The organism is Streptomyces sp. NPDC093109, assembly GCF_040701725.1.
Lineage (GTDB): Bacteria > Actinomycetota > Actinomycetes > Streptomycetales > Streptomycetaceae > Streptomyces.
Map to the genome: position 1 here is coordinate 26,243 of NZ_JBFBEZ010000019.1, position 21,909 is coordinate 48,151.

Consider the following 21,909-nt stretch of genomic DNA (forward strand, 5'->3'; position numbering starts at 1 on the left):
CGGATACCGGAGCAAGGCAGAGACAGGGGGCGGGGATCGTGGCTGGATCCATGACATCCGATCGGTCACCGGTGGCCGGGGAGCGCGGGGCGCGACCGCTGATCGTCACCGAGGACGTGGAACTGCTCGACGACCTGCTGCGGCTGTGCGCGGCCGCCGGCGTCGAGCCGGAGGTGCACCACTCGGTGCCGGAGCGGAAGGGGGACTGGGAGGACGCGCCGCTGGTCCTCGTCGGGGACGACGCGGCGGCCCGGTGCCACGGCGCGCCCCGCCGGCGGGGCGTCATGCTCGTCGGGCGGGACCAGGACAACCCGGACGTATGGCGGTGGGCGGTGGAGATCGGCGCCGACTGCGTGCTGCGGCTGCCCGACGCGGAGAGCTGGCTGGTCGACCGGATCGCGGACGCGGCCGAGGGCGCGGGACGGCAGGCGCTCACCATCGGGGTGATCGGCGGATGCGGTGGCGCCGGCGCCTCGACGCTGGCCTGCGCCCTGGCCGTCACCGCGGCGCGGGCCCGTCGGCGCACGATGCTGATCGACGGGGATCCGCTCGGCGGCGGGCTCGACGTACTGCTCGGCGGAGAGCAGACCGAAGGCAGACGATGGCCCGACTTCGCGGCCTCCAAAGGACGGGTCGCGGGCGGCGCGCTGGAGGAGTCGCTGCCGCGACTCCACGGGCTGCGGGTGCTCAGCTGGGACCGGGGGGACTCCGTGCTGGTCCGGCCGGAGGCCATGCGGTCGGTGCTCGCCGCCGCCCGCAGGCGCGGCGGCATCGTGGTGGTGGACCTGCCGCGCCGGGTGGACGAGGCCGTGGCGGAGGCCCTCGCCCAGCTGGATCTCGGGCTGCTGGTGGTCCCCGGCGGACTGCGCGCCGTCGCGGCGGCGGGCCGGGTCGCCTCAATGGTGAGCATGGTCCTCCCGGACCTGCGCGTCGTGGTCCGGGGCCCGTACGCGGCCGGACTGGACGAACAGTGGATCGCAGACGTGCTGCGCCTCCCGCTCGCGGGCGAACTCCCGGTGGAACCGGGCCTGTCGCAGGCGCAGGACACCGGAGCGCCGCCGGGCTCCCATATCCGTGGGCCACTGGCCGCGTTCTGCGCGGCCTTCTGGGAGCGGGCGCTCGCCGGGGAAGAGAGCGTGCCGTCATGAGCGCGGGGACGACGGCGGGGGGGCTGCTGGACGCCGTACGGCAGCGGCTCGCGGAGAGCGGGGCCGATCCGACGCCCGCCAGGGTGGCCGCGGCGCTCCGGGCGCAGGGACGGCTGCTGGGCGATACGGAAGTGCTGGGCGCCGCCGAGGAGTTGCGCTGCGAGCTGGTGGGGACCGGCCCGCTGGAGCCGCTGCTCGCCGATCCTTCGGTGACGGACGTGCTGGTCTCCGCGCCCGACCGGGTGTGGGTGGACCGCGGCGGCGGCCTGCGGCTGACGGGGGTGACGTTCGCGGACGCGGCCTCCGTACGGAGGCTGGCGCAGCGGCTCGCCGCCGCGGCAGGGCGCCGGCTCGACGACGCCCGGCCCTGGGTGGACGCGCGGCTGCCCGACGGGACCCGGATGCACGCGGTTCTGCCGCCCGTGGCGGTCGGATCCACCTGTCTGTCGCTGCGCGTGGTGCGGCCCAAGGCGTTCTCCCTGGCCGAGCTGGTCCGGGCGGGCACGGTGCCGCCCGGCGGGGAGCGGCTGCTGCGGGCGCTGATCGAGGCACGGCTCTCCTTCCTGATCAGCGGTGGTACGGGCACGGGCAAGACCACGCTCCTCTCCACCCTGCTCGGCCTGGTCGGCGCGCGGGAGCGGATCGTACTGGCCGAGGATTCGGCGGAGTTGAGGCCCGACCATCCCCATGTGGTGCGGCTGGAGGGCCGGCCCGCGAACCAGGAGGGCGCGGGCCTGGTGACGCTGCGGGACCTGGTCAGACAAGCGCTGCGGATGCGGCCGGACCGGCTGGTCGTCGGCGAGGTCCGCGGCCCCGAGGTCACCGAACTGCTGGCCGCGCTCAACACTGGTCATGAAGGCGGGTCCGGCACGGTCCACGCCAATACGGCGGCCGACGTGCCGGCCCGGCTGGAGGCCCTGGGGACGGCCGCGGGGCTCGACCGCGCCGCGTTGCACAGCCAGTTGGCGGCGGCCCTGTCGGTCGTGATCCACCTCGTACGGGACCGGGACGGGCGCCGGAGGGTCGCCGAGGTGCATGTGCTGGAACGGGACGCCGCGGGGCTGGTGGTGCCGGTGCCCGCGCTGCGCTGGGGCACGGAGGCGTTCGTGCCGGAGCGGGGCAGGGCGCGGCTCCTTGAGCTGCTCGGGGGTGCGCTGTGACGGTGGCGACGATCGCCGTCAACTGCACTGCGACGGTGTGCGCCGGTGCGGCGGCCTGGCTGATGGCCGGTCATGAACGGGGGCTGCGCAGGGCCCGGATGCTGCTCGCCGAAGGCGAGGCGCCGGGTGCCGGGATGCCGGGTGCCGGGGCGCCGGGCGCTCCTCCGTGGGAGCGGTGGCTGCCGGCGGCGCGCGGCTGGGCGCTGCGGCGGGGCCGGGAGTGGTGGTGTCTGCCGCCGGCGGTCCTGCTCGCCGTGTGGGGCGAGTCGGTGCTGCCGCTGATCGGGGGCGCCGTGGCGGTGCCGCTGGTGGGGCGTCGGCTCAGGGCACGGGCGCTGCGGCGGGCACGGGAGCGGCGGGCCGACGCGGTCCTCGCGCTCTGCGGCGTGACGGCAGCCGAGCTGAGGGCCGGTTCCCAGCCCGTACAGGCCCTGCTGGCCGCCGCGGGGCCCACGGGTGGTCTGGGCGGTGCGGAGGCCGCTGTGCGGGCCGCGGCGCGGTTCGGCGGGGACGTACCCGGTGCGCTGCGCCGGGCCGCGCGGGAGCCGGGTGCGGACGGGCTCGTGGGGTTCGCGGCGTGCTGGCGGGTGGCGGTGGACAGCGGCGCGGGGCTCGCCGCCGGGCTGGACCGGCTGGAGGCCGCGCTCCGGGCGGAGAAGGACCAGCGGGAGGGGTTACGGGCGCAGTTGGCGGGTGCCTGGTCGACGGTGGTGGTGCTCGCGCTGCTGCCCGTGGTGGGGCTGCTGATGGGCACGGCGCTGGGCGCCGACCCGCTGCGGGTGCTGCTCCATACCCCGGCGGGCCTGGGCTGTCTGGCCGCCGGTGGGCTGCTGGAGAGCGCGGGCCTGTGGTGGGCCGCTCGTGTCGTACAGGCCGGGGAGGCGCCATGACCGGGAAGTTCGTCACCGGGCTGTGGACCGCGGCCCCCTTGCTCGCCGCCGTGTGCTGTCTTGCGCTCGCGATGGCGGCGCGGCGGCGCGAGAGGAGGGCGCGCGAGCGGCTCGCGGCCCTGCTGAACATCGCCTGCGCGCGGCCGGGCCCCGTACCGCGGGGGACGGCGCGGACCTGGGCGGTGCGGTGGGGGCCGCCGCTCGGCGCGGTGCTCACCGGTGCGGTTCTGGTCGGCGGGGCGGTCGGCTGGGCGGTGGGACTCGTCGGCGCGTATGCGGTGCGGCGGTTGCTCCGGCGCGGCGGCCCGCACCGGGCGGACCGGAACCGGGCGGCCGAGGTGGCGCGGCAGCTGCCGCTCGCCGCCGATCTGCTGGCTGCCTGCCTCGGCGCGGGCGCCGGGCCGCGCGAAGCGGCGGCAGTCGTGGGCGAGTCGCTGGGCGGCCCGGTCGGCGACCGGCTGGCGCGCACGGCGGCGGAGCTGCGCCTCGGCGGTGAACCGGCCGAGGCGTGGGGGCGGCTCGGGGCGATACCGGGCGCGGCCGCGCTGGCCGGCTGCCTGGAGCGGGCCGGGGCCACGGGAGCCCCGGCGGCGGAGCCGGTGGCCCGGCTGGCCGAGGAGTTCCGGGCGGAGCGTGCCCGCTCAGCGGTGGCCAGGGCCCAGCGCGCCCAGGTGCTGATCACCGCGCCGGTGGGGCTGTGCTTTCTGCCCGCCTTCCTGGCGGTGGGGGTGGCTCCGGTGGTCATCGGCCTGGCGAGCGGGCTACTGACCGGCAACTGATCGATTTCGAGACCCGAACCGACCTGATCCGATGGACGAAGGAGACCGAAGTGCGGATGCGACGGATGTGGACGAGGACGCGGCTGACGCTGCGGGCGCGGCTGCGCGCGGCCGGCGGCGCCGATACGGGGATGACCACGTCGGAGTACGCGGTCGGCACGATCGCCGCCTGCGCCTTCGCGGCGGTGCTCTACAAGGTGGTGACCAGTGGGCCCGTCATGGGGGCGTTGCAGTCGCTCATCGGGAAGGCGCTCGATGCGCAGTTCTGAGCGTGGCCTCCCGGGCGACCGGGGGGCCGTGACGGCGGAGGCGGCCGTGGCGGTGCCGGCGCTGGTGGCGCTCACCATGGCGCTGGTCTGGGCGCTGACGGCCGCCGCCGCGCAGATCCGGTGCGTGGACGCGGCGCGCGCGGGCGCGCGTGCCGTCGCCAGGTCGGAGCCGAGTGCGGTGGCGCTGGACGCCGCCCGCGCCGCGGCGCCCGCCGGGGCGCGGGTCACCCTGGGGCGCGCGGGCGATCTGTGGCGGGTACGGGTCGAGGCGCCGACGCCGGGTCCTGGCGCGCTCGCCCTGACGCTCACGGCCGAGGCTGTCGCGGCGGCGGAGGATGTCGACGGGGCGCAGGGAGCGGGGGTGGCTCCATGGCCGGAGGCCTGACGGGGGACCGGGGCTCGGCGACGGTGTGGGTGGCCATGGCGGCGACCACGATGTGCGCGGTGTTCGCGGTGGTGCTGGGCCTCGGACAGGCGGTCGCCGCCCGGCACCGGGCGGGCGCGGTGGCCGATCTCGCGGCCCTCGCGGCGGCGGACCGCGCGCTCGCCGGACCGGCGGAGGCGTGCCGCAGGGCGGCCGAGGTGGCGGCGGCCCAGGGTGCCGAGGTGGTGCGGTGCGCGCTGAGCGGGGAGATCGCCGATGTCACGGCGCGGGCCGCCTTCGGACCGTACGCGCCGACGGTCAGGGCCCGGGCGGGCCCGCCGCCGGTGACGGCTCCGCCGGAAGCGGTGTCCCGGGCGCCGGCCTGAGGAGTTCGGTCAGCAGCCGGACGGCGCCGCGTTTGTGGAGGGGTTCGTTGCCGTTGCCGCACTTGGGGGACTGGACGCAGGAGGGACAGCCCGCCTCGCACTCGCAGGAGGCGATGGCCTCGCGGGTGGCGGTGAGCCACTCACGGGCCGTCCGGAAGGCCCGCTCCGCGAATCCCGCGCCGCCCGGATGGCCGTCGTACACGAAGACCGTCGGGAGCAGCGTGTCGGGATGGAGGGGCACGGAGACGCCGCCGATGTCCCAGCGGTCGCAGGTGGCGAAGAGCGGCAGCATCCCGATGGAGGCGTGCTCGGCGGCGTGCAGCGCGCCGCCCAGCTGCTCGGGGTTGACGCGGGCGGCGTCGAGCTGGTCCTCGGTGACCGTCCACCACACGGCCCGGGTGCGCAGGGTCCGTGGTGGCAGATCGAGCTTGCTCTCGCCGAGCACTTCGCCGGTGATGAGCCTGCGGCGCAGGAAGGAGACGACCTGGTTGGTGACTTCGACGGAGCCGTAGCACAGGCGGCCGTCGCCCCAGGGGATCACGGTGTCGGTTTCGAGCACGGAGATGGCGGTGGTGTCGCGGGCGGTGGTGGAGTACGGCGGAGTGGCCTCCTCCACAAGGGCGACCGAATCGGTGAGGTCGAGCCGGCGCACCAGATAGGTGCGGCCCTGGTGGAGGTGGACGGCGCCTTCGTGGACGGCGGTGTGGGAGGCCGCCTCGTCGACCGTGCCGAGCAGCCGGCCGGTGCCCGCCTCCACGATCTGGACCGGACGGCCGCCCTCGCCCCGGATGTCGGCGAGGTCGGCGGCCCGCTGACGCCGGGTCCAGTACCAGCCGGAGGTACGGCGCCGCAGCAGGCCCGCGGTCTCCAGCTGCGGGAGCAGTCCGGGCGCGGCGGGGCCGAAGAGCGTCAGATCGTCCTCGGTGAGCGGGAGTTCGGCGGCCGCTGCGCAGAGATGGGGGGCGAGGACGTACGGGTTGTCGGGATCGAGGACGGTCGACTCGACGGGCTGCTGGAACAGCGCCTCCGGGTGGTGCACCAGGAAGGTGTCCAGTGGATCGTCCCGGGCGACCAGGACGGCCAGCGCGCCCTGCCCCGAGCGGCCCGCCCGGCCGGCCTGCTGCCAGAGCGAGGCGCGGGTGCCGGGGTAGCCGGAGATGATGACGGCGCCCAGGCCGGAGACGTCGATGCCCAGCTCCAGGGCGGTCGTGGCGGCGAGGCCGAGGAGTTCGCCGGAGTGCAGGGCGTTCTCCAGGGCACGGCGTTCCTCGGGGAGGTAGCCGCCGCGGTAGGCGGCGACGCGGCGGGCCAGTGAGCGGTCGACCTCGGCCAGGCGTTCCTGGGCGATGACCGCGACGAGCTCGGCACCGCGCCGGGAGCGTACGAAGGCGACCGTCCGGATTCCCTGGAGGGTCAGGTCGGTGAGGAGGTCGGCGGTCTCCGCGGTGGCGGTACGGCGGACGGGGGCGCCCTTCTCGCCGTGGAGGTCGGTGAGCGGCGGTTCCCAGAGGGCGAACACCAGTTCGCCGCGGGGGGAGGCGTCGTCGGCGACCTCGTGGACGGGCAGCCCGGTGAGCCGGCCCGCGGTGACGGCGGGCTCGGCGGCGGTCGCGGAGGCGAGGAGGAAGACGGGGTGTGCCCCGTAGCGGGCGCAGACGCGGCGGAGCCGGCGCAGCACTTGGGCCACGTGCGAGCCGAAGACGCCGCGGTAGGTGTGGCATTCGTCGATGACGACATAGCGCAGGGCGCGCAGGAAGGAGGCCCAGCGGGGGTGGGACGGGAGGATGCCCCGGTGCAGCATGTCCGGATTGGTCAGGACGTAGTTGGCGTACTGGCGGACCCATTCGCGTTCCTCGACGGGAGTGTCCCCGTCGTACACGGCGGGGCGTACGCGGTTGCCGAGCGGGGTGGCGAGGGCCTTGACGGAGCGGCGCTGGTCGGCGGCGAGGGCCTTCGTCGGGGCCAGGTACAGCGCCGTCGTACCCCGGCCGTTGGGTGCTTCCGAGCCGTCGAGGAGCGCGGACAGCACGGGCGCGAGATAGGCGAGGGACTTGCCGGACGCGGTGCCCGTGGCGATGACGACGGACTCGCCGTCGAGCGCGTGTTCGGCCGCAGTCGCCTGATGGGTCCACGGATGGGTGATCCCGGCCCGCTGAATGGCATTGATCACTTCCGGACGGATGCGATCGGGCCAGACCGCATGGCTGCCCTCTCGCGGGGGCAGGTGCTCCGTATGGGTGATGCGCGCAGCACGGCCCGCCCCTGCGGCGAGCCGGTCGAGGACCGTGCCGGGGGAGGGGCCCTCGGCCCCGCTCTCCGGGGGTCCGCCGGGTCGGTGATTCGCTGCCATCGGCATCGAGTCTGTCACTGGTGTGACGGACAATGGGCCGAAGGCGTCGTGCATGACTGCTGGTAAGTGATTGAATGCCATCGCGGCTGGCGATACGTCCCCTGGCTCCGTCGGGGAGACCCGAGGGGCGACCGCTCGATAGCAAGGTGCTGGAGGATCCGTGGACCTGTCCCTGTCGACTCGCATCGTTGGCGACCGTACGGTTGTCGAGGTCGGTGGCGAGATTGATGTGTATACCGCGCCCAAGCTGCGCGAGCAGCTGGTCGAGTTGGTGAACGACGGCAACTACCACCTGGTAGTGGACATGGAAGGCGTGGACTTCCTGGACTCGACCGGTCTGGGCGTGCTCGTGGGCGGACTGAAGCGGGTGCGCGCCCATGAGGGCTCGCTGCGGCTGGTCTGCAACCAGGAGCGCATTCTCAAGATCTTCCGGATCACCGGTCTCACCAAGGTGTTCCCGATCCACAACTCGGTCGACGAGGCCGTGAACGCCACCGACTGAGGTCGCGGCCTTCCTGAGGAAGAGGCAGGGCACCGGGCGGCATGCCCGGGTGCCCCCGCCTGTGGGATTCACACGCTCGTACGTTGAGGGGGATCGCATGGCCACCGTTGAACTCCGCTTCAGCGCCCAGCCCGAGCACGTCAGGACGGCCCGTCTGGTGGCTGCTGCCGTGGCTCGTCGCGCGGGCGTGGACGAGGCTGTGTTGGACGAGGTCAGACTCGCGGTCGGTGAGGCATGCAGCCGTGCGGTCGGGCTGCACCGCGGTCATGGCATCACCGACCCGGTGAGAGTCGTGCTGACCGAGGAGGAGAAGAGCTTCTCCATCGAGGTCGGCGACGGGGTGCCCGGCTCCGGCGGGGCTGCCGCCGGCGGGCCGGGTGGCAGCGCCTCGGGCGACCTCCACGAGAGCGATGCCGAGGGCGAGGACGAGATGGGGCTCGCCGTCATCAGCGGGCTCGTCGACGACGTGGAAGTCACGTCGGGCGACGACGGCGGCGTCATCCGGATGAGCTGGCCCACCGGGTCGGCCGCGACTCCGCCCTGACCGCGCCGTATCGATATGCGTTACGTGATCCATTCTTGAGAAAGACCCTGCCGAGCAGGGTCTTTCTTTTTTTCCCGAATTCGGCTGTGGCGTGCTCTGTTTCGATCGGGTTTCGCTCCCTACAATCCGTCCATCCTGAACGCTGAGCGTCAAGGAGGACGAATGACTCCGGTACTCACGAACGACAACCGGCTGATCGTGATCGTCATCGCGGCCGTCGCCCTGGCGGCCCTGTTCGTCGCTCAACTGCTGGCGCGCCAGGTGCTGGCCGCCGACGAGGGCACCCCGTCCATGAAGGAGATCGCCGCCGCTGTACAGGAAGGCGCGAATGCCTATCTGGCACGGCAGTTGCGTACCGTCGGCGTATTCGCCGTCGTGGTCTTCTTTCTGCTGATGCTGTTACCGGCGGACAACTGGTCGCAGCGCGCGGGACGTTCGCTGTTCTTCCTGGTGGGTGCCGTTTTCTCGGCGGCCACCGGGTACATCGGAATGCGTCTCGCGGTACGGAGCAATGTGCGGGTCGCCGCCGCCGCGCGGGAGGCGACGCCGGCCGAGGGCGAGCCGGAGAAGGATCCGACGGAGGTCTCCCACCGGGCGATGAGGATCGCCTTCCGTACGGGCGGCGTGGTCGGCATGATCACGGTCGGCCTCGGACTGCTCGGCGCCTCCTGCGTGGTCCTCGTCTACGCCGCCGACGCACCCAAGGTCCTGGAGGGCTTCGGCCTCGGCGCCGCGCTCATCGCCATGTTCATGAGGGTCGGCGGCGGCATCTTCACCAAGGCCGCCGATGTCGGCGCCGACCTGGTCGGCAAGGTCGAACAGGGCATCCCGGAGGACGATCCGCGCAACGCCGCCACCATCGCGGACAACGTGGGCGACAACGTCGGCGACTGCGCGGGGATGGCCGCCGACCTCTTCGAGTCGTACGCCGTGACGCTCGTCGCCGCGCTCATCCTGGGCAAGGCGGCGTTCGGGGACTTCGGGCTCGCCTTCCCGCTGATCGTTCCCGCGATCGGGGTGATCACCGCCATGATCGGCATCTTCGCCGTCGCCCCGCGCCGTCACGACCGCAGCGGGATGAGCGCCATCAACCGCGGGTTCTTCCTCTCCGCGGTGATCTCGCTCGCGCTGGTGGCCGTCGCGTCCTACGTCTATCTGCCGGCCACGTACGCCGAGCTGAACGGGGTCACCGACCCGGCGATCCTCGACCACGGCGGCGACCCCCGGGTGCTGGCCCTCCTCGCGGTCGCCATCGGCATCGTGCTCGCGGCCCTGATCCAGCAGCTGACCGGCTACTTCACCGAGACCACCCGGCGCCCCGTCAGGGACATCGGCGCCTCGGCCCTGACCGGCCCCGCCACCGTCGTGCTCGCGGGCATCGCCATCGGCCTCGAATCGGCCGTCTACACCGCGCTGCTGATCGGACTCGCGGTGTACGGGGCTTTCCTGCTCGGCGGTACGTCGATCATGCTCGCCCTCTTCGCCGTGGCGCTGGCGGGCACGGGCCTGCTCACCACCGTCGGGGTCATCGTCGCCATGGACACCTTCGGCCCGGTCTCCGACAACGCCCAGGGCATCGCCGAGATGTCCGGCGACGTCACGGGCGCGGGCGCGCAGGTGCTCACCGAACTCGACGCCGTCGGCAACACCACGAAGGCCATCACGAAGGGCATCGCCATCGCGACGGCCGTCCTCGCCGCGGCGGCGCTCTTCGGCTCGTACCGCGACGCCATCGCCACGGCGGTCGCGGAGGTGGGCGCCAGGGCGGGCGAGGTGACGCTCAGTCTGGACATCTCCCAGCCCAACAACCTGGTGGGGCTCATCCTCGGCTCCGCCGTCGTCTTCCTCTTCTCCGGGCTGGCGATCAACGCGGTGTCCCGGTCGGCCGGTTCGGTGGTCTACGAGGTACGGCGGCAGTTCCGCGAGCACCCCGGCATCATGGACTACACCGAGAAGCCCGAGTACGGCCGTGTCGTCGACATCTGTACCAAGGACGCGCTGCGCGAACTGGCCACCCCGGGGCTGCTCGCCGTCCTCACCCCCATCGCCGTGGGCTTCACGCTCGGGGTCGGGGCGCTCGGCTCGTTCCTGGCCGGCGCGATCGGCACCGGCACCCTGATGGCCGTCTTCCTCGCCAACTCCGGAGGCGCCTGGGACAACGCCAAGAAGCTCGTCGAGGACGGCCACCACGGCGGCAAGGGCAGCCCCGCCCACGCCGCCACGGTCATCGGCGACACCGTCGGCGACCCCTTCAAGGACACGGCGGGCCCCGCCATCAACCCGCTGCTCAAGGTGATGAATCTGGTGGCGCTGCTCATCGCCCCGGCCGTCGTGCGGTTCAGTTACGGCAGCCACGCCAACGCCGGCGTCAGGGCGCTGGTGGCCGTTCTCGCGCTCCTCGTCATCGTCGGGGCGGTGTACGTCTCCAAGCGGCGCTCGGTCGCGGTGGAGAGCGCCGCGGAGAGCGCGGACTGACGCGCGGACCGCGCCTGCCGCCCGGCGTCTGTTCGCGCCGGGCGGAACGCGCGGTGTCCGTGAGGTGTCTCTCCCTTGGTGCAAATGGCTGCAATGGTGTACGGATCGGGCGCTCTCCTCGCGGTTGCCACCCCCCTGGCGTGTATGTTCCGGGGCCGAGAGCCTTGGAAGGGACCCCTCCGGTGAACAAGAAGCTTGTGGCCGCGCTGTCCGGCGGTGCGGTACTGCTCATGGCGCTGTCCGGTTGCAGTGGCAGCGACGACAGCGACAGCAAGGTGAACGACTGGGCCAAGAAGGTCTGCGATCAGGTGCAGCCACAGCTGACGAAGATCGCGGGCGCCAACACGTCCATCCAGCAGGCGACCTCGGACAGCAGCAAGCCGGCCGAGGTCCAGCAGACCGACTCCGCCGCCTTCCAGTCCATCTCCGAGGCGTACAAGTCGCTGGGCGCCGCCGTGAGCAGCGCCGGTGCCCCGCCCGGCAAGGAGGGCGAGACGACCCAGCAGGAGGCGGTCAAGGAGCTGAACGCCACCTCGACGGCGTACGCGGGCCTCAAGACGAAGGTCGACGCGCTCGACGTCAAGGACCAGGCGAAGTTCGCCGACGGCCTCAAGGACGTCGCGGACGAGCTGGACAAGCTCAGCAACAGCGGCGACAAGGCGCTGCGGCAGCTCCAGTCCGGTGATGTGGGCAAGGCCATGGCGAAGCAGCCGGGCTGCCAGAAGCCCTCCGCCACCGGCGGGTCCGCCGCCCCGACCGCCGCGGGCAGCGAGTCCTGACCGGCGGTGACGTACGCCGCTGAAATCCGTGGCCCGGCCCCGTACGAGGGGCCGGGCCACGGGCCGTTGTCAGTGGGAGCCGTCACAATGGGCGGGTGAGTACGACCAGCTTTCCCGTGCCCGACCATTCGTCCACGCTCCGCGCGGCCCTGCTCGCCGCGGACTTCACCGCCGACGGGCTGCTCGACCTGCTCGGCGCGCCCGCCTACGCCGCGCTGGCCCGCAGCGAGACCGTGCCCGCGCTGCGCGCCACCCGCGGCGACACCCCGCTCGAAACGCTCGTGCGGCTCTTTCTCCTCCAGCGCCCGGTGGCGTCCGCCGCCGCCGAGGCGGCGCTCCCGCTGGCCGAGGCGCTCGCGGACGGCTGGGTCGTGCGGGACGAGGGCGGGACCAGGGACACGGTCCGCGCGACCGTGGACGTACGGCCGTACGGCGGACCCGAGGGCGAGGACTGGTTCATCGTCTCCGACCTGGGGTGCGCCGTCGGTGGCGCGTCCGGCGCGAGCGGCCACGGCGAGGGGGTGGTGCTCGGTGTCGGCGGCGCCTCCACGACGCTGGCCGGGCTCACGGTCCGTACGCCGGTCACCAGCGCGCTCGACCTCGGCGCCGGCTCCGGGATCCAGGCGCTGCACGCCGCCCAGCACGCCACCCGGGTCACCGCCACCGACCTCAACCCCCGGGCCCTCGGCTTCACCCGGCTGACCCTCGCCCTCTCGGACGCGCCGCCCGCCGAGCTGCGTGCGGGCTCGCTCTTCGAACCGGTCGCGGACGAGACGTACGACCTGATCGTCTCCAACCCGCCGTTCGTCATCTCGCCCGGCGCCCGGCTCACCTACCGGGACGGCGGGATGGGCGGGGACGACCTGTGCCGCACCCTCGTCCAGCACGCGGGGGAGCATCTGAACGAGGGCGGATTCGCGCACTTCCTCGCCAACTGGCAGCACGTGGAGGGCGAGGAGTGGCAGGACCGGCTGCGCTCGTGGGTGCCGCGAGGCTGCGACGCCTGGATCGTGCAGCGCGAGGTCCAGGACGTCACGCAGTACGCCGAGTTGTGGCTGCGCGACAGCGGTGACCACCACGGCGACTCCGCCGCGTACGCCGAGCGGTACGAAGCCTGGCTGGACGAGTTCGAGGCCCGGAAGACCAAGGCGGTCGGCTTTGGCTGGATCACGCTCAGGAAAACGGCCGCCGAGCGCCCCTCGGTCGTCGTGGAGGAGTGGCCGCACCCGGTGGAGCAGCCCCTCGGCGCGACCGTACGGGCCCACTTCGAACGGCAGGACTATCTGCGGACGCACGACGACGCCGCGCTCCTCGCCGGTCGTTTCACGCTCGCGCCGGAGGTCGTCCAGGAGCAGGTGGGGCTGCCCGGCGCCGAGGACCCGGAGCATGTGGTGCTGCGTCAGCACCGGGGCATGCGCAGGGCGACGAAGGTCGACACGGTCGGCGCGGGCTTCGCGGGCGTCTGCGACGGGAGCCTGAGCGCCGGGCGGATCCTGGACGCGATCGCCCAGCTGACGGGGGACGACGCGGTGCTGCTCCGCGACCGTACGCCGCGGGTGATCCGGCTGCTGGTGGAGGAGGGCTTCCTGGAACCGGTCCTGGACCCGGACCTGGACCCGGACCTGGCGTAACCAAACGTCCGCACACCTTCCGCACGGCAGAGCGGCAATGCGCGTGCGGCGTTCACCCGGAGTTCGCGCCGGTGACGCCCCGGGGTGCCAGCCTCGGGCCGGGGCGCCCGGGCGGCGCCCCGGACGGAACGGGGTGCGGGTATGGAGAACAGCCCTGCGGTCTTCGCGGGAACGGTTTTCGTGCTGTTCGGTGCCGGACTGCTGCTCTGGACGGGCGCCCGCGTCCTGCACCGGGCGCCCGTGGCCCTCGGCGTACGGCCGAAAGCGGCCATCACCCTCACGACACTCTCGGGCGTGGTCTTTCTCGCTCTCGGCCTCTGGTGCTTCGGACGTATGTGATCCACGCGTTTCCGGACAGCTGTACCGGAACCTCCTGACCATGATCGAACCGACCTTTCCGGCACCGCCCCCAGGGCCCCGGACCTGGGTCGGACCTGGGCCGGACCTGCGCGGAACGGGTCGGCGCGAGCCGCCGGCGAGCCGCCTGTACGACCCCCGGCGGAATCTCCGCCGAGCCGGTGCGACGCGACGGGCCCGGGGGTCCGGGCGGCAGGAACGCCCGGAGTCGGGTTACCGTTCGAGGGGCCGTTGCGGTCTTTTGCCGTTTGACACGGGGGCGGGTTGTACCGTCACACTCCGCAGCGAAGCAGTGTCACCACAGGGCCGCTCGCGACCCTGCCGTAACGCTGCCGTACGCCCGTACGGGCCCACCGAGTGTCGACCGGAGAGAAGAGCGAAGTTGTCCCCGACCAGCGAGACCGCACACGGCGGCCGCCGACTCGTCATCGTCGAGTCGCCTGCCAAGGCGAAGACGATCAAGGGCTACCTCGGCCCTGGCTATGTCGTCGAGGCGAGCGTCGGGCACATCCGTGACCTCCCGAACGGCGCCGCCGAGGTGCCCGAGAAGTACACCGGCGAGGTGCGCCGCCTCGGTGTGGACGTCGAGAACGACTTCCAGCCGATCTACGTCGTCAACGCCGACAAGAAGTCCCAGGTCAGAAAGCTCAAGGAGCTGCTGGCCGAATCCGACGAGCTCTACCTCGCCACCGATGAGGACCGCGAGGGCGAAGCCATCGCGTGGCACCTCCAGGAAGTCCTCAAGCCCAAGGTCCCGGTCCACCGGATGGTCTTCCACGAGATCACCAAGGACGCGATCAGGGCCGCAGTCGCCAATCCGCGCGAGCTGAACACGCGCATGGTCGACGCCCAGGAGACCCGCCGCATCCTCGACCGCCTGTACGGGTACGAGGTCTCGCCGGTCCTGTGGAAGAAGGTCATGCGCGGCCTCTCGGCGGGCCGTGTCCAGTCCGTTGCGACCCGCATGGTCGTTGAGCGTGAGCGCGAGCGCATCGCCTTCCGCTCGGCCGAGTACTGGGACCTGACCGGCACGTTCTCCACGGGCCGCGCCGGAGACCCGTCCGACCCGTCCTCGCTGGTCGCCCGGTTGAACTCGGTCGACGGCCGGCGTGTCGCCCAGGGCCGCGACTTCGGCCCGGACGGCCGGCTCAAGTCCGACCAGGTGCTCCACCTGGACGAGGCGAACGCGCGGGCGCTGGCCGCCGCCCTGGCGGACGCCTCCTTCGCCGTCCGCTCGGTCGAGTCCAAGCCGTACCGCCGCTCCCCGTACGCGCCCTTCCGGACGACGACCCTCCAGCAGGAGGCCTCGCGCAAGCTGGGCTTCGGGGCGAAGTCGACGATGCAGGTCGCGCAGAAGCTGTACGAGAACGGCTTCATCACCTATATGCGTACGGACTCCACGACCCTCTCCGACACCGCGATCTCGGCGGCCCGGGCGCAGGTCACGCAGTTGTACGGGGCGAGCTACCTGCCGGAGAAGCCGCGTACGTACGCCGGCAAGGTCAAGAACGCGCAGGAGGCGCACGAGGCGATCAGGCCCTCGGGCGATCGTTTCCGCACCCCGGCGGAGACCGGGCTGACCGGTGACCAGTTCCGGCTGTACGAGCTGATCTGGAAGCGGACCGTCGCCTCCCAGATGAAGGACGCGGTCGGCAACAGCGTCACCGTCCGGATCGGCGGCACGTCGAGCGACGGCCGGGACGCGGAATTCTCCGCCTCCGGCAAGACGATCACCTTCCACGGCTTCATGAAGGCGTACGTCGAGGGCGCCGACGACCCGAACGCGGAGCTGGACGACCGCGAGCGCCGGCTGCCGCAGGTCGCGGAGGGCGACGCGCTCTCCGCCGAGGAGCTGTCCGTCGACGGCCACGCCACCAAGCCGCCGGCCCGCTACACCGAGGCCTCGCTGGTCAAGGAGCTGGAAGAGCGCGAGATCGGCCGCCCGTCGACCTACGCCTCGATCATCGGCACCATCCTCGACCGCGGCTATGTCTTCAAGAAGGGCACGGCGCTCGTCCCGTCCTTCCTCTCCTTCGCCGTGGTCAATCTGCTGGAGACGCACTTCGGCCGGCTGGTCGACTACGACTTCACGGCCAAGATGGAGGACGACCTCGACCGGATCGCCCAGGGCGAGGCGCAGGCCGTGCCGTGGCTGAGGCGCTTCTACTTCGGCGAGGGCGACGACCGCGCGGGCGCCGCCGCCGGCGCGGGCAACGGTGACGGCGATCACCTCGGCGGCCTCAAGGAACTGGTCACGGACCTCGGCGCGATCGACGCCAAGGAGATCTCCTCGTTCCCCGTCGGTGACGGGATCATGCTCCGCGTCGGGCGTTACGGCCCGTACGTCGAGCGCGGCGAAAAGGACGAGGAGAACCATCAGCGCGCCGATGTGCCCGAGGAACTGGCACCCGACGAGCTGACGGTCGAGTACGCGGAGGAGCTGCTCGCCAAGCCGAGCGGCGACTTCGAGCTGGGCGCCGACCCGGGGACGGGCCATCAGATCGTGGCCAAGGATGGCCGGTACGGCCCGTATGTGACCGAAATCCTTCCGGACGGGACGCCGAAGACCGGCAAGAACGCGGTCAAGCCCCGTACCGCCTCGCTCTTCAAGTCGATGAGCCTGGACACGGTGACGCTGGAGGACGCGCTCCGGCTGATGTCGCTGCCGCGGGTGGTGGGCGCGGACGCCGAGGGCGTCGAGATCACCGCGCAGAACGGCCGGTACGGCCCGTATCTCAAGAAGGGCACGGATTCGCGCTCGCTGACGAGCGAGGACCAGCTCTTCGACATCACGCTGGACGAGGCGCTGGCGATCTACGCGCAGCCCAAGCAGCGGGGCCGGGCCGCGGCCAAGCCGCCGCTGAAGGAGCTGGGCACGGACCCGGTGAGCGAGCGTCCTGTGGTGGTGAAGGACGGGCGCTTCGGCCCGTACGTCACGGACGGCGAGACGAACGCCACGCTGCGGACCGACGACAGCGTCGAGGCGATCACGCCGGAGCGCGGTTACGAGCTGCTCGCGGAGAAGCGGGCGAAGAGCCCGGCGAAGAAGACCGCCAAGAAGGCCGTGAAGAAGGCGCCCGCGAAGAAGACGGCGACGGCCGCCAAGAAGACCGCGGTGAAGAAGACCGCCGCCACGAAGACCGCCGCCACGAAGACGGCCGCCAAGAAGACGACCACGGCGACCGCCGCGAAGAAGACCGCTGCGAAGAAGACGGCGGCTTCGCGTACTGGCGAGTAGAAGTCGGCATCTTTAAAGATGCTGGGTCCGGGTCCGGGTCCGGTGTGCGCGCCGGGTCCGGGCCTCTTCACCCCTGTTCGTACGTTCGGACGCGGCGCGGGGTTGTCGGTGGGGCCGGATAGGCTGGGCGGATGACGCGAGCCGAGCAGCCAACGGTCGTGAGCGCCCCCTCCGACCCCGACGCCCTTGCCGCGGACTCACGAGAGCGCGCCCTACGTTCCTTGTTGCGCCTCCCCCCGCTGCGGCGGTTGTGGGGCGCCCAGTTCGCCGGCGGGGTCGGCGACGTACTGGCCGTACTCGTGCTTCTGCTGCTGTCGTTGCAAGCGGCGATCGCCGAGGGCTCCTTCGGCGCCGGATACCGGGGTGCGGCGTTCGCCGTGGCCGCCGTGTTCGGCGTCCGGATCCTCGCGACGCTGCTCTTCGGGGCGGTGCTCCTCGGTCCGGTGTCGGCGCTGGTCGCGCCGAGCACGGGGACCCGGCCGGCCAAGCCGGTGCGGCTGGTCAAGCCCGCCACGTCGGCCGACGCGAGCGGTGCGCCCGAGGCGCCGGGTGTTCCGGGCGGGGCCACGATGGTGCTCAAGCGCGCGAAGCCGGAGCGGGACGGCGGGCCGCTGGACCGCCGCTGGACGATGATCGTCGCGGACGTACTCCGGCTCGGTCTGCTCATCGTCGCGCCGCTGTGGCTCGACTGGACCCCGGACCGCGCGCTGCCGTTCCTCCTCGGTACGGTCTTCGTCCTCGGTGTCGCCGACCGCTTCTGGACGGTGGCCAAGGAGAGCGCCGCGCCCGCGCTGCTGCCCGCACCGCCACTGGAGGGCGCGGCGGTGCGTCCGCTGCCCGACCATCTCGACGCGCTGCGCCGGCTCTCCCTGCGCACGACGTTCCTTTCCGTGCCCGCGGCGGCGGTCGTCCTGCTCGTGGCCACGCTGATCGGCAATCTGCTGGGCACGGGGATCGACTGGTTCTCGCTGCACCAGGCGGCGCTGGGGTCGTACGTCGCGGCCGGGCTGTTCGCGGCGTCCGTCTCGACGCTGTACTTCCTGCAGCTGCCCGACGGGCGTACGCCCAGGCCGCGGTCGCCGATCGAGGGGCTGCGCAGCCCGGGCGCGGGCGGTGCGGCCGGCGCGGGTGCTTCCGGCGCGAGCGGTTCCGGCGAAGGCCGGGACAAGGGCCGTACGGGCGCGCTGCCGCTGCTCGTACTGGCGTCCGGGGCCATCGCGGGCGCGATCGCGGCCGTCGTGTCGGTCTCCGTCCTTCAGGCGAGGGACCTCGGCGGCGGTCCCGTCGCCTTCGCCCTGCTCGTTCTCGCGCTGACCGGGGGTACGGCGCTGGGCATCCGCGGCGCCGCCAAGGTGCTGCCGGCGCTCTCCCGGCGGCGGCTGTTCGCGCTGTCGATCGCGGTCACGGGCGTCGCGCTGCTGGCCATGGGGCTCGTACCCGATACGGCGACGGTGCTGTTCCTCGCGCTGTTCGCCGGCTTCTCGGCCGGTGTCGTGGCGAATACCGGACACGCTCTTCTCGACGGGGAGATCGAGGAGTACCGTAAACAGCGAGTAACCGAACATCTGCATGCGGTAGTCAGGGTCTCTGTCGCGCTCGGCGTGGTGCTCGCCCCCCTCGTCGCGGCCGCCATCGGCCCGCACCGCCTCGCGAGCGGCACGTTCGTCTTCGCCCACGACGGAGCGGCCTTCACACTGATGCTGGTGGGCGCGCTGCTGCTGCCTCTGGCGGCGGTGGTGCTCGCCAAGACGGACGACCGTTCCGGCGTGCCGCTCCGGAGCGATCTGCGCGACGCGCTGCGGGGCGGCGCCGACCCGGCGCAGGCCCGGGCGGCGACCGGCTTCTTCCTCGTGCTGGAAGGCGGGGACGGCGCGGGCAAGTCCACTCAGGTGGAGGCGCTCGCGGAGTGGATCCGTGCCAAGGGCCACGAAGTGGTGGTCACGCGTGAGCCGGGAGCGACCCCGGTCGGCAAGCGGCTGCGCTCGATCCTGCTCGACGTGTCGAGCGCCGGTCTGTCGAACCGCGCCGAGGCGCTGCTGTACGCGGCCGACCGCGCCGAGCACGTCGACTCGGTGGTGCGGCCGGCGCTGGAGCGCGGTGCGATCGTCATCTCGGACCGGTACATCGACTCGTCGGTGGCCTACCAGGGTGCGGGCCGTGACCTCTCGCCGATCGAGATCGCCCGTATCTCGCGCTGGGCCACGGACGGACTCGTACCGCATCTGACCGTGCTGCTCGACGTCTCCCCGGAGACGGCGCGCGAGCGCTTCACCGAGGCACCCGACCGGCTGGAGTCCGAGCCCGCCGAGTTCCACCAGCGGGTGCGGACCGGCTTCCTGACCCTGGCCGCCGCCGACCCGACGCGCTATCTCGTAGTGGACGCCGGACAGGAGCCGGAAGAGGTCACCACGGTCGTACGGCACCGGCTCGACCAGCTGCTGCCGCTCTCCGAGGCCGAGATCGAGGCCCGCGAGGAAGCCCGTAGGGCCGCGATCGAGGAGGCCCGGCGCAAGGCGGAGGAAGAGGCCGCGCGCAAGGCGGAGGAGGAGCGGCTGGAGCGCGAGCGCCAGGCGCAGCTCGCCAAGCTCCGCGCCGAGGAGGAGGAGCGCAAGCGGCGCGAGCTGGAGGAGGCGCAGCGCCGCGAGGCCGAACGGCAGGCGGAGGAGGCCCGGCAGCGCGCCGAGGAGGAGCGCAGGAAGGCCGAGGAGGAGCGCAAGCGCCGCGAGGCCGAGGAGCGGGTGTACGAGGCGGAGCAGGAGCGGCTGCGGAAGCAGGCCAAGGAGGAGGCCAGGCTCCGCGCGGAGGCCGAGGAGCGCCGCCGCGAGAAGCAGCGCAAGGCAGAGGAGGCCCTGGTCAGGGCGGAGGAGGTGCGGCGGGCCGCGGAGGTGGCGGCGGCAGCGGAGGCGGCGGAGGCGGCGGCGGCAGCGTCTGCTTCGTCCGCTCCGTCTGCTCCGTCCGCGGAGCGTTCGAAGCCCCCGGTCGCTTCGCCGAACGAGCTCACGGTGCCGACGCCCGTCGTCCGGGCGGCCGATCTCCAAAAGCCCGAGAAGAAGACGGTCGCTCCTGACGATGTGACCCAGCAGGTCCCGGCGGTACGTCCGGAGAACCTGCGGCCGAAGCCGCCGCTGCCCGGGACCGGCTCGGGTGCCGGTTCGGGTGCTGGTGCCGGTTCCGGGGCCGCGTCCGACATGGCGGAGACGACGGTGCTTCCGCCGGTACGGGACGAGCCGCGGGACGCCCGCGCGGCCGACGAGACCGCCGTACTCCCGGCCGTACGGGACTCCGCTCCGGCCGACCGGGTGCCGCGCGGCTTCTTCCGCGACGACGCCCCGGCGCCTCCGGCGCCCGCGGAGCGCCCGGCCGAACGGACCGCGGAGCTGCCGCAGATCGACCCGGAGGCCGCCGGTCAGGGGCGTGCGCCGGAGCGCGGCGGCGAGCGACCGCGCCGCCGCTCGGACTGGGCGGAGGAGACCCCGCTGGACGACCTTCCGACGCTGGCGGACGAACTGTTCGGCTCGCGCGACGTGATCGAGGACGGGGACGGCGACGGCGGCAAGGGCGGGCGGCGCCGCTAGGGCGCGTCCGTTGGTTCCCGGCGACCAGTAGCGGGTGACCATTACCCGGTGACGACCCGTTCGAACATTTGTGGCGTGTTGTCGCCAGTGGGGCCGGAATGTCAGACCCCGGCCCCACAATGGAATCCGGGCACGGGAATCCGGGCGCGACGCACGACTGACAGGCGAGGATGGAGGCGGTGACGGCGCATGACCGTATGGGACGAACTGGTCGGACAGGACCGCGTGCAGGTGACGCTGGCCGCCGCCGCCCGCGACGCCGACGCGCTGGTCACCGCCGACGCGACGGGCACCGCGCCGCCCGAGGCGTCGAAGATGACCCATGCCTGGCTGTTCACCGGGCCGCCCGGATCGGGCCGTTCCACCGCGGCCCGCGCCTTCGCCGCCGCTCTTCAGTGCACCAGCCCGGACCGGGCGCTGGGCGGGGAGCCGGGATGCGGGTTCTGCGACGGCTGTCATACGAGCCTGATCGGCACGCACGCGGACGTCGACGTGATCCGCACGGATCTGCTCTCCATCGGCGTCAAGGAGACCCGTGAGCTGGTCCGCCGCGCCCAGCTCTCGCCGGCCGTCGGCCGCTGGCAGGTCATCGTGATGGAGGACGCCGACCGTCTCACCGAGGGCGCCGGCAACGTCCTCCTGAAGGCGGTGGAGGAGCCCGCGCCCCGGACGGTCTGGCTGCTCTGCGCGCCCTCGCTGGAGGACGTCCTGCCCACCATCCGCTCCCGCTGCCGCCATCTCGTCCTGCGTACCCCGCCCGTCGCGGCCGTCGCCGATGTCCTGATCCGGCGTGACGGCATCGAGCCCCAGGCCGCCCACGCCGCCGCCCAGGCCACCCAGGGACATATCGGCAGGGCCCGCCGGCTGGCCACCGACGAACGGGCCAGGGCGCGCCGGGCCGGCGTTCTCAAGATGCCGCTGCGGGTGGCGGACATCGGGGGCTGCCTCAAGGCGGCGCAGGAGCTGGTCGACGCGGCGAAGGAGGACGCAAAACAGGTCGCGGAGGACGTCGATGCCAAGGAGACGGAGGACATGAAGGCCGCGCTCGGCGCCTCGGCGGGCGGCCGGATGCCCCGGGGGACGGCAGGCGTGATGAAGGAGCTGGAGGACCGGCAGAAGCGCCGCTCCACCCGTACGCAGCGCGACAGCCTCGACCTCGCGCTCACCGACCTGACGGGCTTCTACCGGGATGTGCTCGCCCTCCAGATGAGGTCGCGCGTGGCGCTCGCCAACGGGGATGTATTGGACGCGCTGGAGCGGGTCGCCCGTGACTCCACCCCGGAGCGGACACTGCGCCGGATAGAGGCGATCGGCGCCTGCCGGCAGGCGCTGGACCGCAATGTGGCGCCGCTGCTGGCGGTCGAGGCGATGGCGGTGTCGGTGAGGGCGGGCTGAGGGGGCCGGGCCGAGGAGCCAGGGCCGGGAAGACCGGGCCGGGAAGACCGGGCCGGGGACCCCGTCC

The 21,909-nt window shown here is 73.0% G+C and carries 17 protein-coding genes; 16 read left to right on the forward strand and 1 reads right to left on the reverse strand.

Translation table 11 applies throughout. The annotated features are described in order from the left end of the window. Positions 1–50: 50 nt before the first annotated feature. The 7 genes from ssd (at position 51) to AB0389_RS19625 (ending at position 4,996) form a co-directional block, all read left to right on the forward strand. Positions 51–1,148, forward strand: coding sequence for a septum site-determining protein Ssd (ssd, locus tag AB0389_RS19595; protein ID WP_366396687.1), 1,098 nt, complete (start codon positions 51–53; stop codon positions 1,146–1,148). Next, positions 1,145–2,308, forward strand: coding sequence for a TadA family conjugal transfer-associated ATPase (locus AB0389_RS19600; protein ID WP_366396688.1), 1,164 nt, complete (start codon positions 1,145–1,147; stop codon positions 2,306–2,308). The genes ssd and AB0389_RS19600 overlap by 4 nt, the downstream gene beginning before the upstream one ends. A 62-nt stretch (positions 2,309–2,370) precedes the next feature. Further along, positions 2,371–3,198, forward strand: coding sequence for a type II secretion system F family protein (locus AB0389_RS19605; protein WP_366396794.1), 828 nt, complete (start codon positions 2,371–2,373; stop codon positions 3,196–3,198). Continuing rightward, positions 3,195–3,977 (forward strand): type II secretion system F family protein, encoded by a 783-nt coding sequence (locus tag AB0389_RS19610; RefSeq protein WP_366396689.1) that lies wholly within the window; start codon positions 3,195–3,197, stop codon positions 3,975–3,977. The genes AB0389_RS19605 and AB0389_RS19610 overlap by 4 nt, the downstream gene beginning before the upstream one ends. 56 nt (positions 3,978–4,033) lie before the next feature. Continuing rightward, a complete protein-coding gene (locus AB0389_RS19615) occupies positions 4,034–4,246 on the forward strand; it encodes a DUF4244 domain-containing protein (protein ID WP_366396795.1) in 213 nt (70 codons plus the stop codon). Further along, on the forward strand, positions 4,233–4,631 hold the full coding sequence (locus AB0389_RS19620) for a TadE family type IV pilus minor pilin (protein WP_366396690.1): 399 nt from the start codon (positions 4,233–4,235) through the stop codon (positions 4,629–4,631). The genes AB0389_RS19615 and AB0389_RS19620 overlap by 14 nt, the downstream gene beginning before the upstream one ends. Beyond that, positions 4,616–4,996 (forward strand): Rv3654c family TadE-like protein, encoded by a 381-nt coding sequence (locus AB0389_RS19625; RefSeq protein WP_366396691.1) that lies wholly within the window; start codon positions 4,616–4,618, stop codon positions 4,994–4,996. The genes AB0389_RS19620 and AB0389_RS19625 overlap by 16 nt, the downstream gene beginning before the upstream one ends. Here AB0389_RS19625 and AB0389_RS19630 read toward each other — a convergent pair. Continuing rightward, complete coding sequence (locus tag AB0389_RS19630) at positions 4,929–7,427, reverse strand: DEAD/DEAH box helicase (RefSeq protein WP_366396692.1); 2,499 nt, start codon at positions 7,425–7,427, stop codon at positions 4,929–4,931. The two genes, AB0389_RS19625 and AB0389_RS19630, sit on opposite strands and share 68 nt — an antisense overlap. Positions 7,428–7,506: 79 nt before the next feature. Between AB0389_RS19630 and bldG the strand changes: the two genes are divergently transcribed. The 9 genes from bldG (at position 7,507) to AB0389_RS19675 (ending at position 21,842) form a co-directional block, all read left to right on the forward strand. Next, a complete protein-coding gene (gene bldG, locus AB0389_RS19635; RefSeq protein WP_366396693.1) occupies positions 7,507–7,848 on the forward strand; it encodes an anti-sigma factor antagonist BldG in 342 nt (113 codons plus the stop codon). 97 nt (positions 7,849–7,945) lie between these two features. Next, on the forward strand, positions 7,946–8,392 hold the full coding sequence (locus AB0389_RS19640) for an ATP-binding protein (protein WP_366396694.1): 447 nt from the start codon (positions 7,946–7,948) through the stop codon (positions 8,390–8,392). Between the two features lie 162 nt (positions 8,393–8,554). After that, entirely contained in the window at positions 8,555–10,867 is a 2,313-nt protein-coding gene (locus AB0389_RS19645; protein WP_366396695.1) for a sodium-translocating pyrophosphatase, read from the forward strand. 182 nt (positions 10,868–11,049) lie between these two features. Beyond that, complete coding sequence (locus AB0389_RS19650; protein WP_366396696.1) at positions 11,050–11,646, forward strand: small secreted protein; 597 nt, start codon at positions 11,050–11,052, stop codon at positions 11,644–11,646. A 95-nt stretch (positions 11,647–11,741) separates the two neighbouring features. Continuing rightward, a complete protein-coding gene (locus AB0389_RS19655; RefSeq protein ID WP_366396697.1) occupies positions 11,742–13,277 on the forward strand; it encodes a methyltransferase in 1,536 nt (511 codons plus the stop codon). 141 nt (positions 13,278–13,418) lie between these two features. Continuing rightward, on the forward strand, positions 13,419–13,616 hold the full coding sequence (locus AB0389_RS19660; protein ID WP_114665113.1) for a hypothetical protein: 198 nt from the start codon (positions 13,419–13,421) through the stop codon (positions 13,614–13,616). A 400-nt stretch (positions 13,617–14,016) separates the two neighbouring features. After that, positions 14,017–16,872: a type I DNA topoisomerase gene (topA, locus tag AB0389_RS19665; RefSeq protein WP_366396698.1), complete on the forward strand. Its 2,856-nt coding sequence runs from the start codon at positions 14,017–14,019 to the stop codon at positions 16,870–16,872. A gap of 131 nt (positions 16,873–17,003) precedes the next feature. Beyond that, on the forward strand, positions 17,004–20,447 hold the full coding sequence (gene tmk, locus AB0389_RS19670) for a dTMP kinase (protein WP_366396699.1): 3,444 nt from the start codon (positions 17,004–17,006) through the stop codon (positions 20,445–20,447). Positions 20,448–20,636: 189 nt separating this feature from the next. Continuing rightward, positions 20,637–21,842: a DNA polymerase III subunit delta' gene (locus AB0389_RS19675; RefSeq protein WP_366396700.1), complete on the forward strand. Its 1,206-nt coding sequence runs from the start codon at positions 20,637–20,639 to the stop codon at positions 21,840–21,842. The last annotated feature ends 67 nt before the right edge of the window (positions 21,843–21,909 follow it).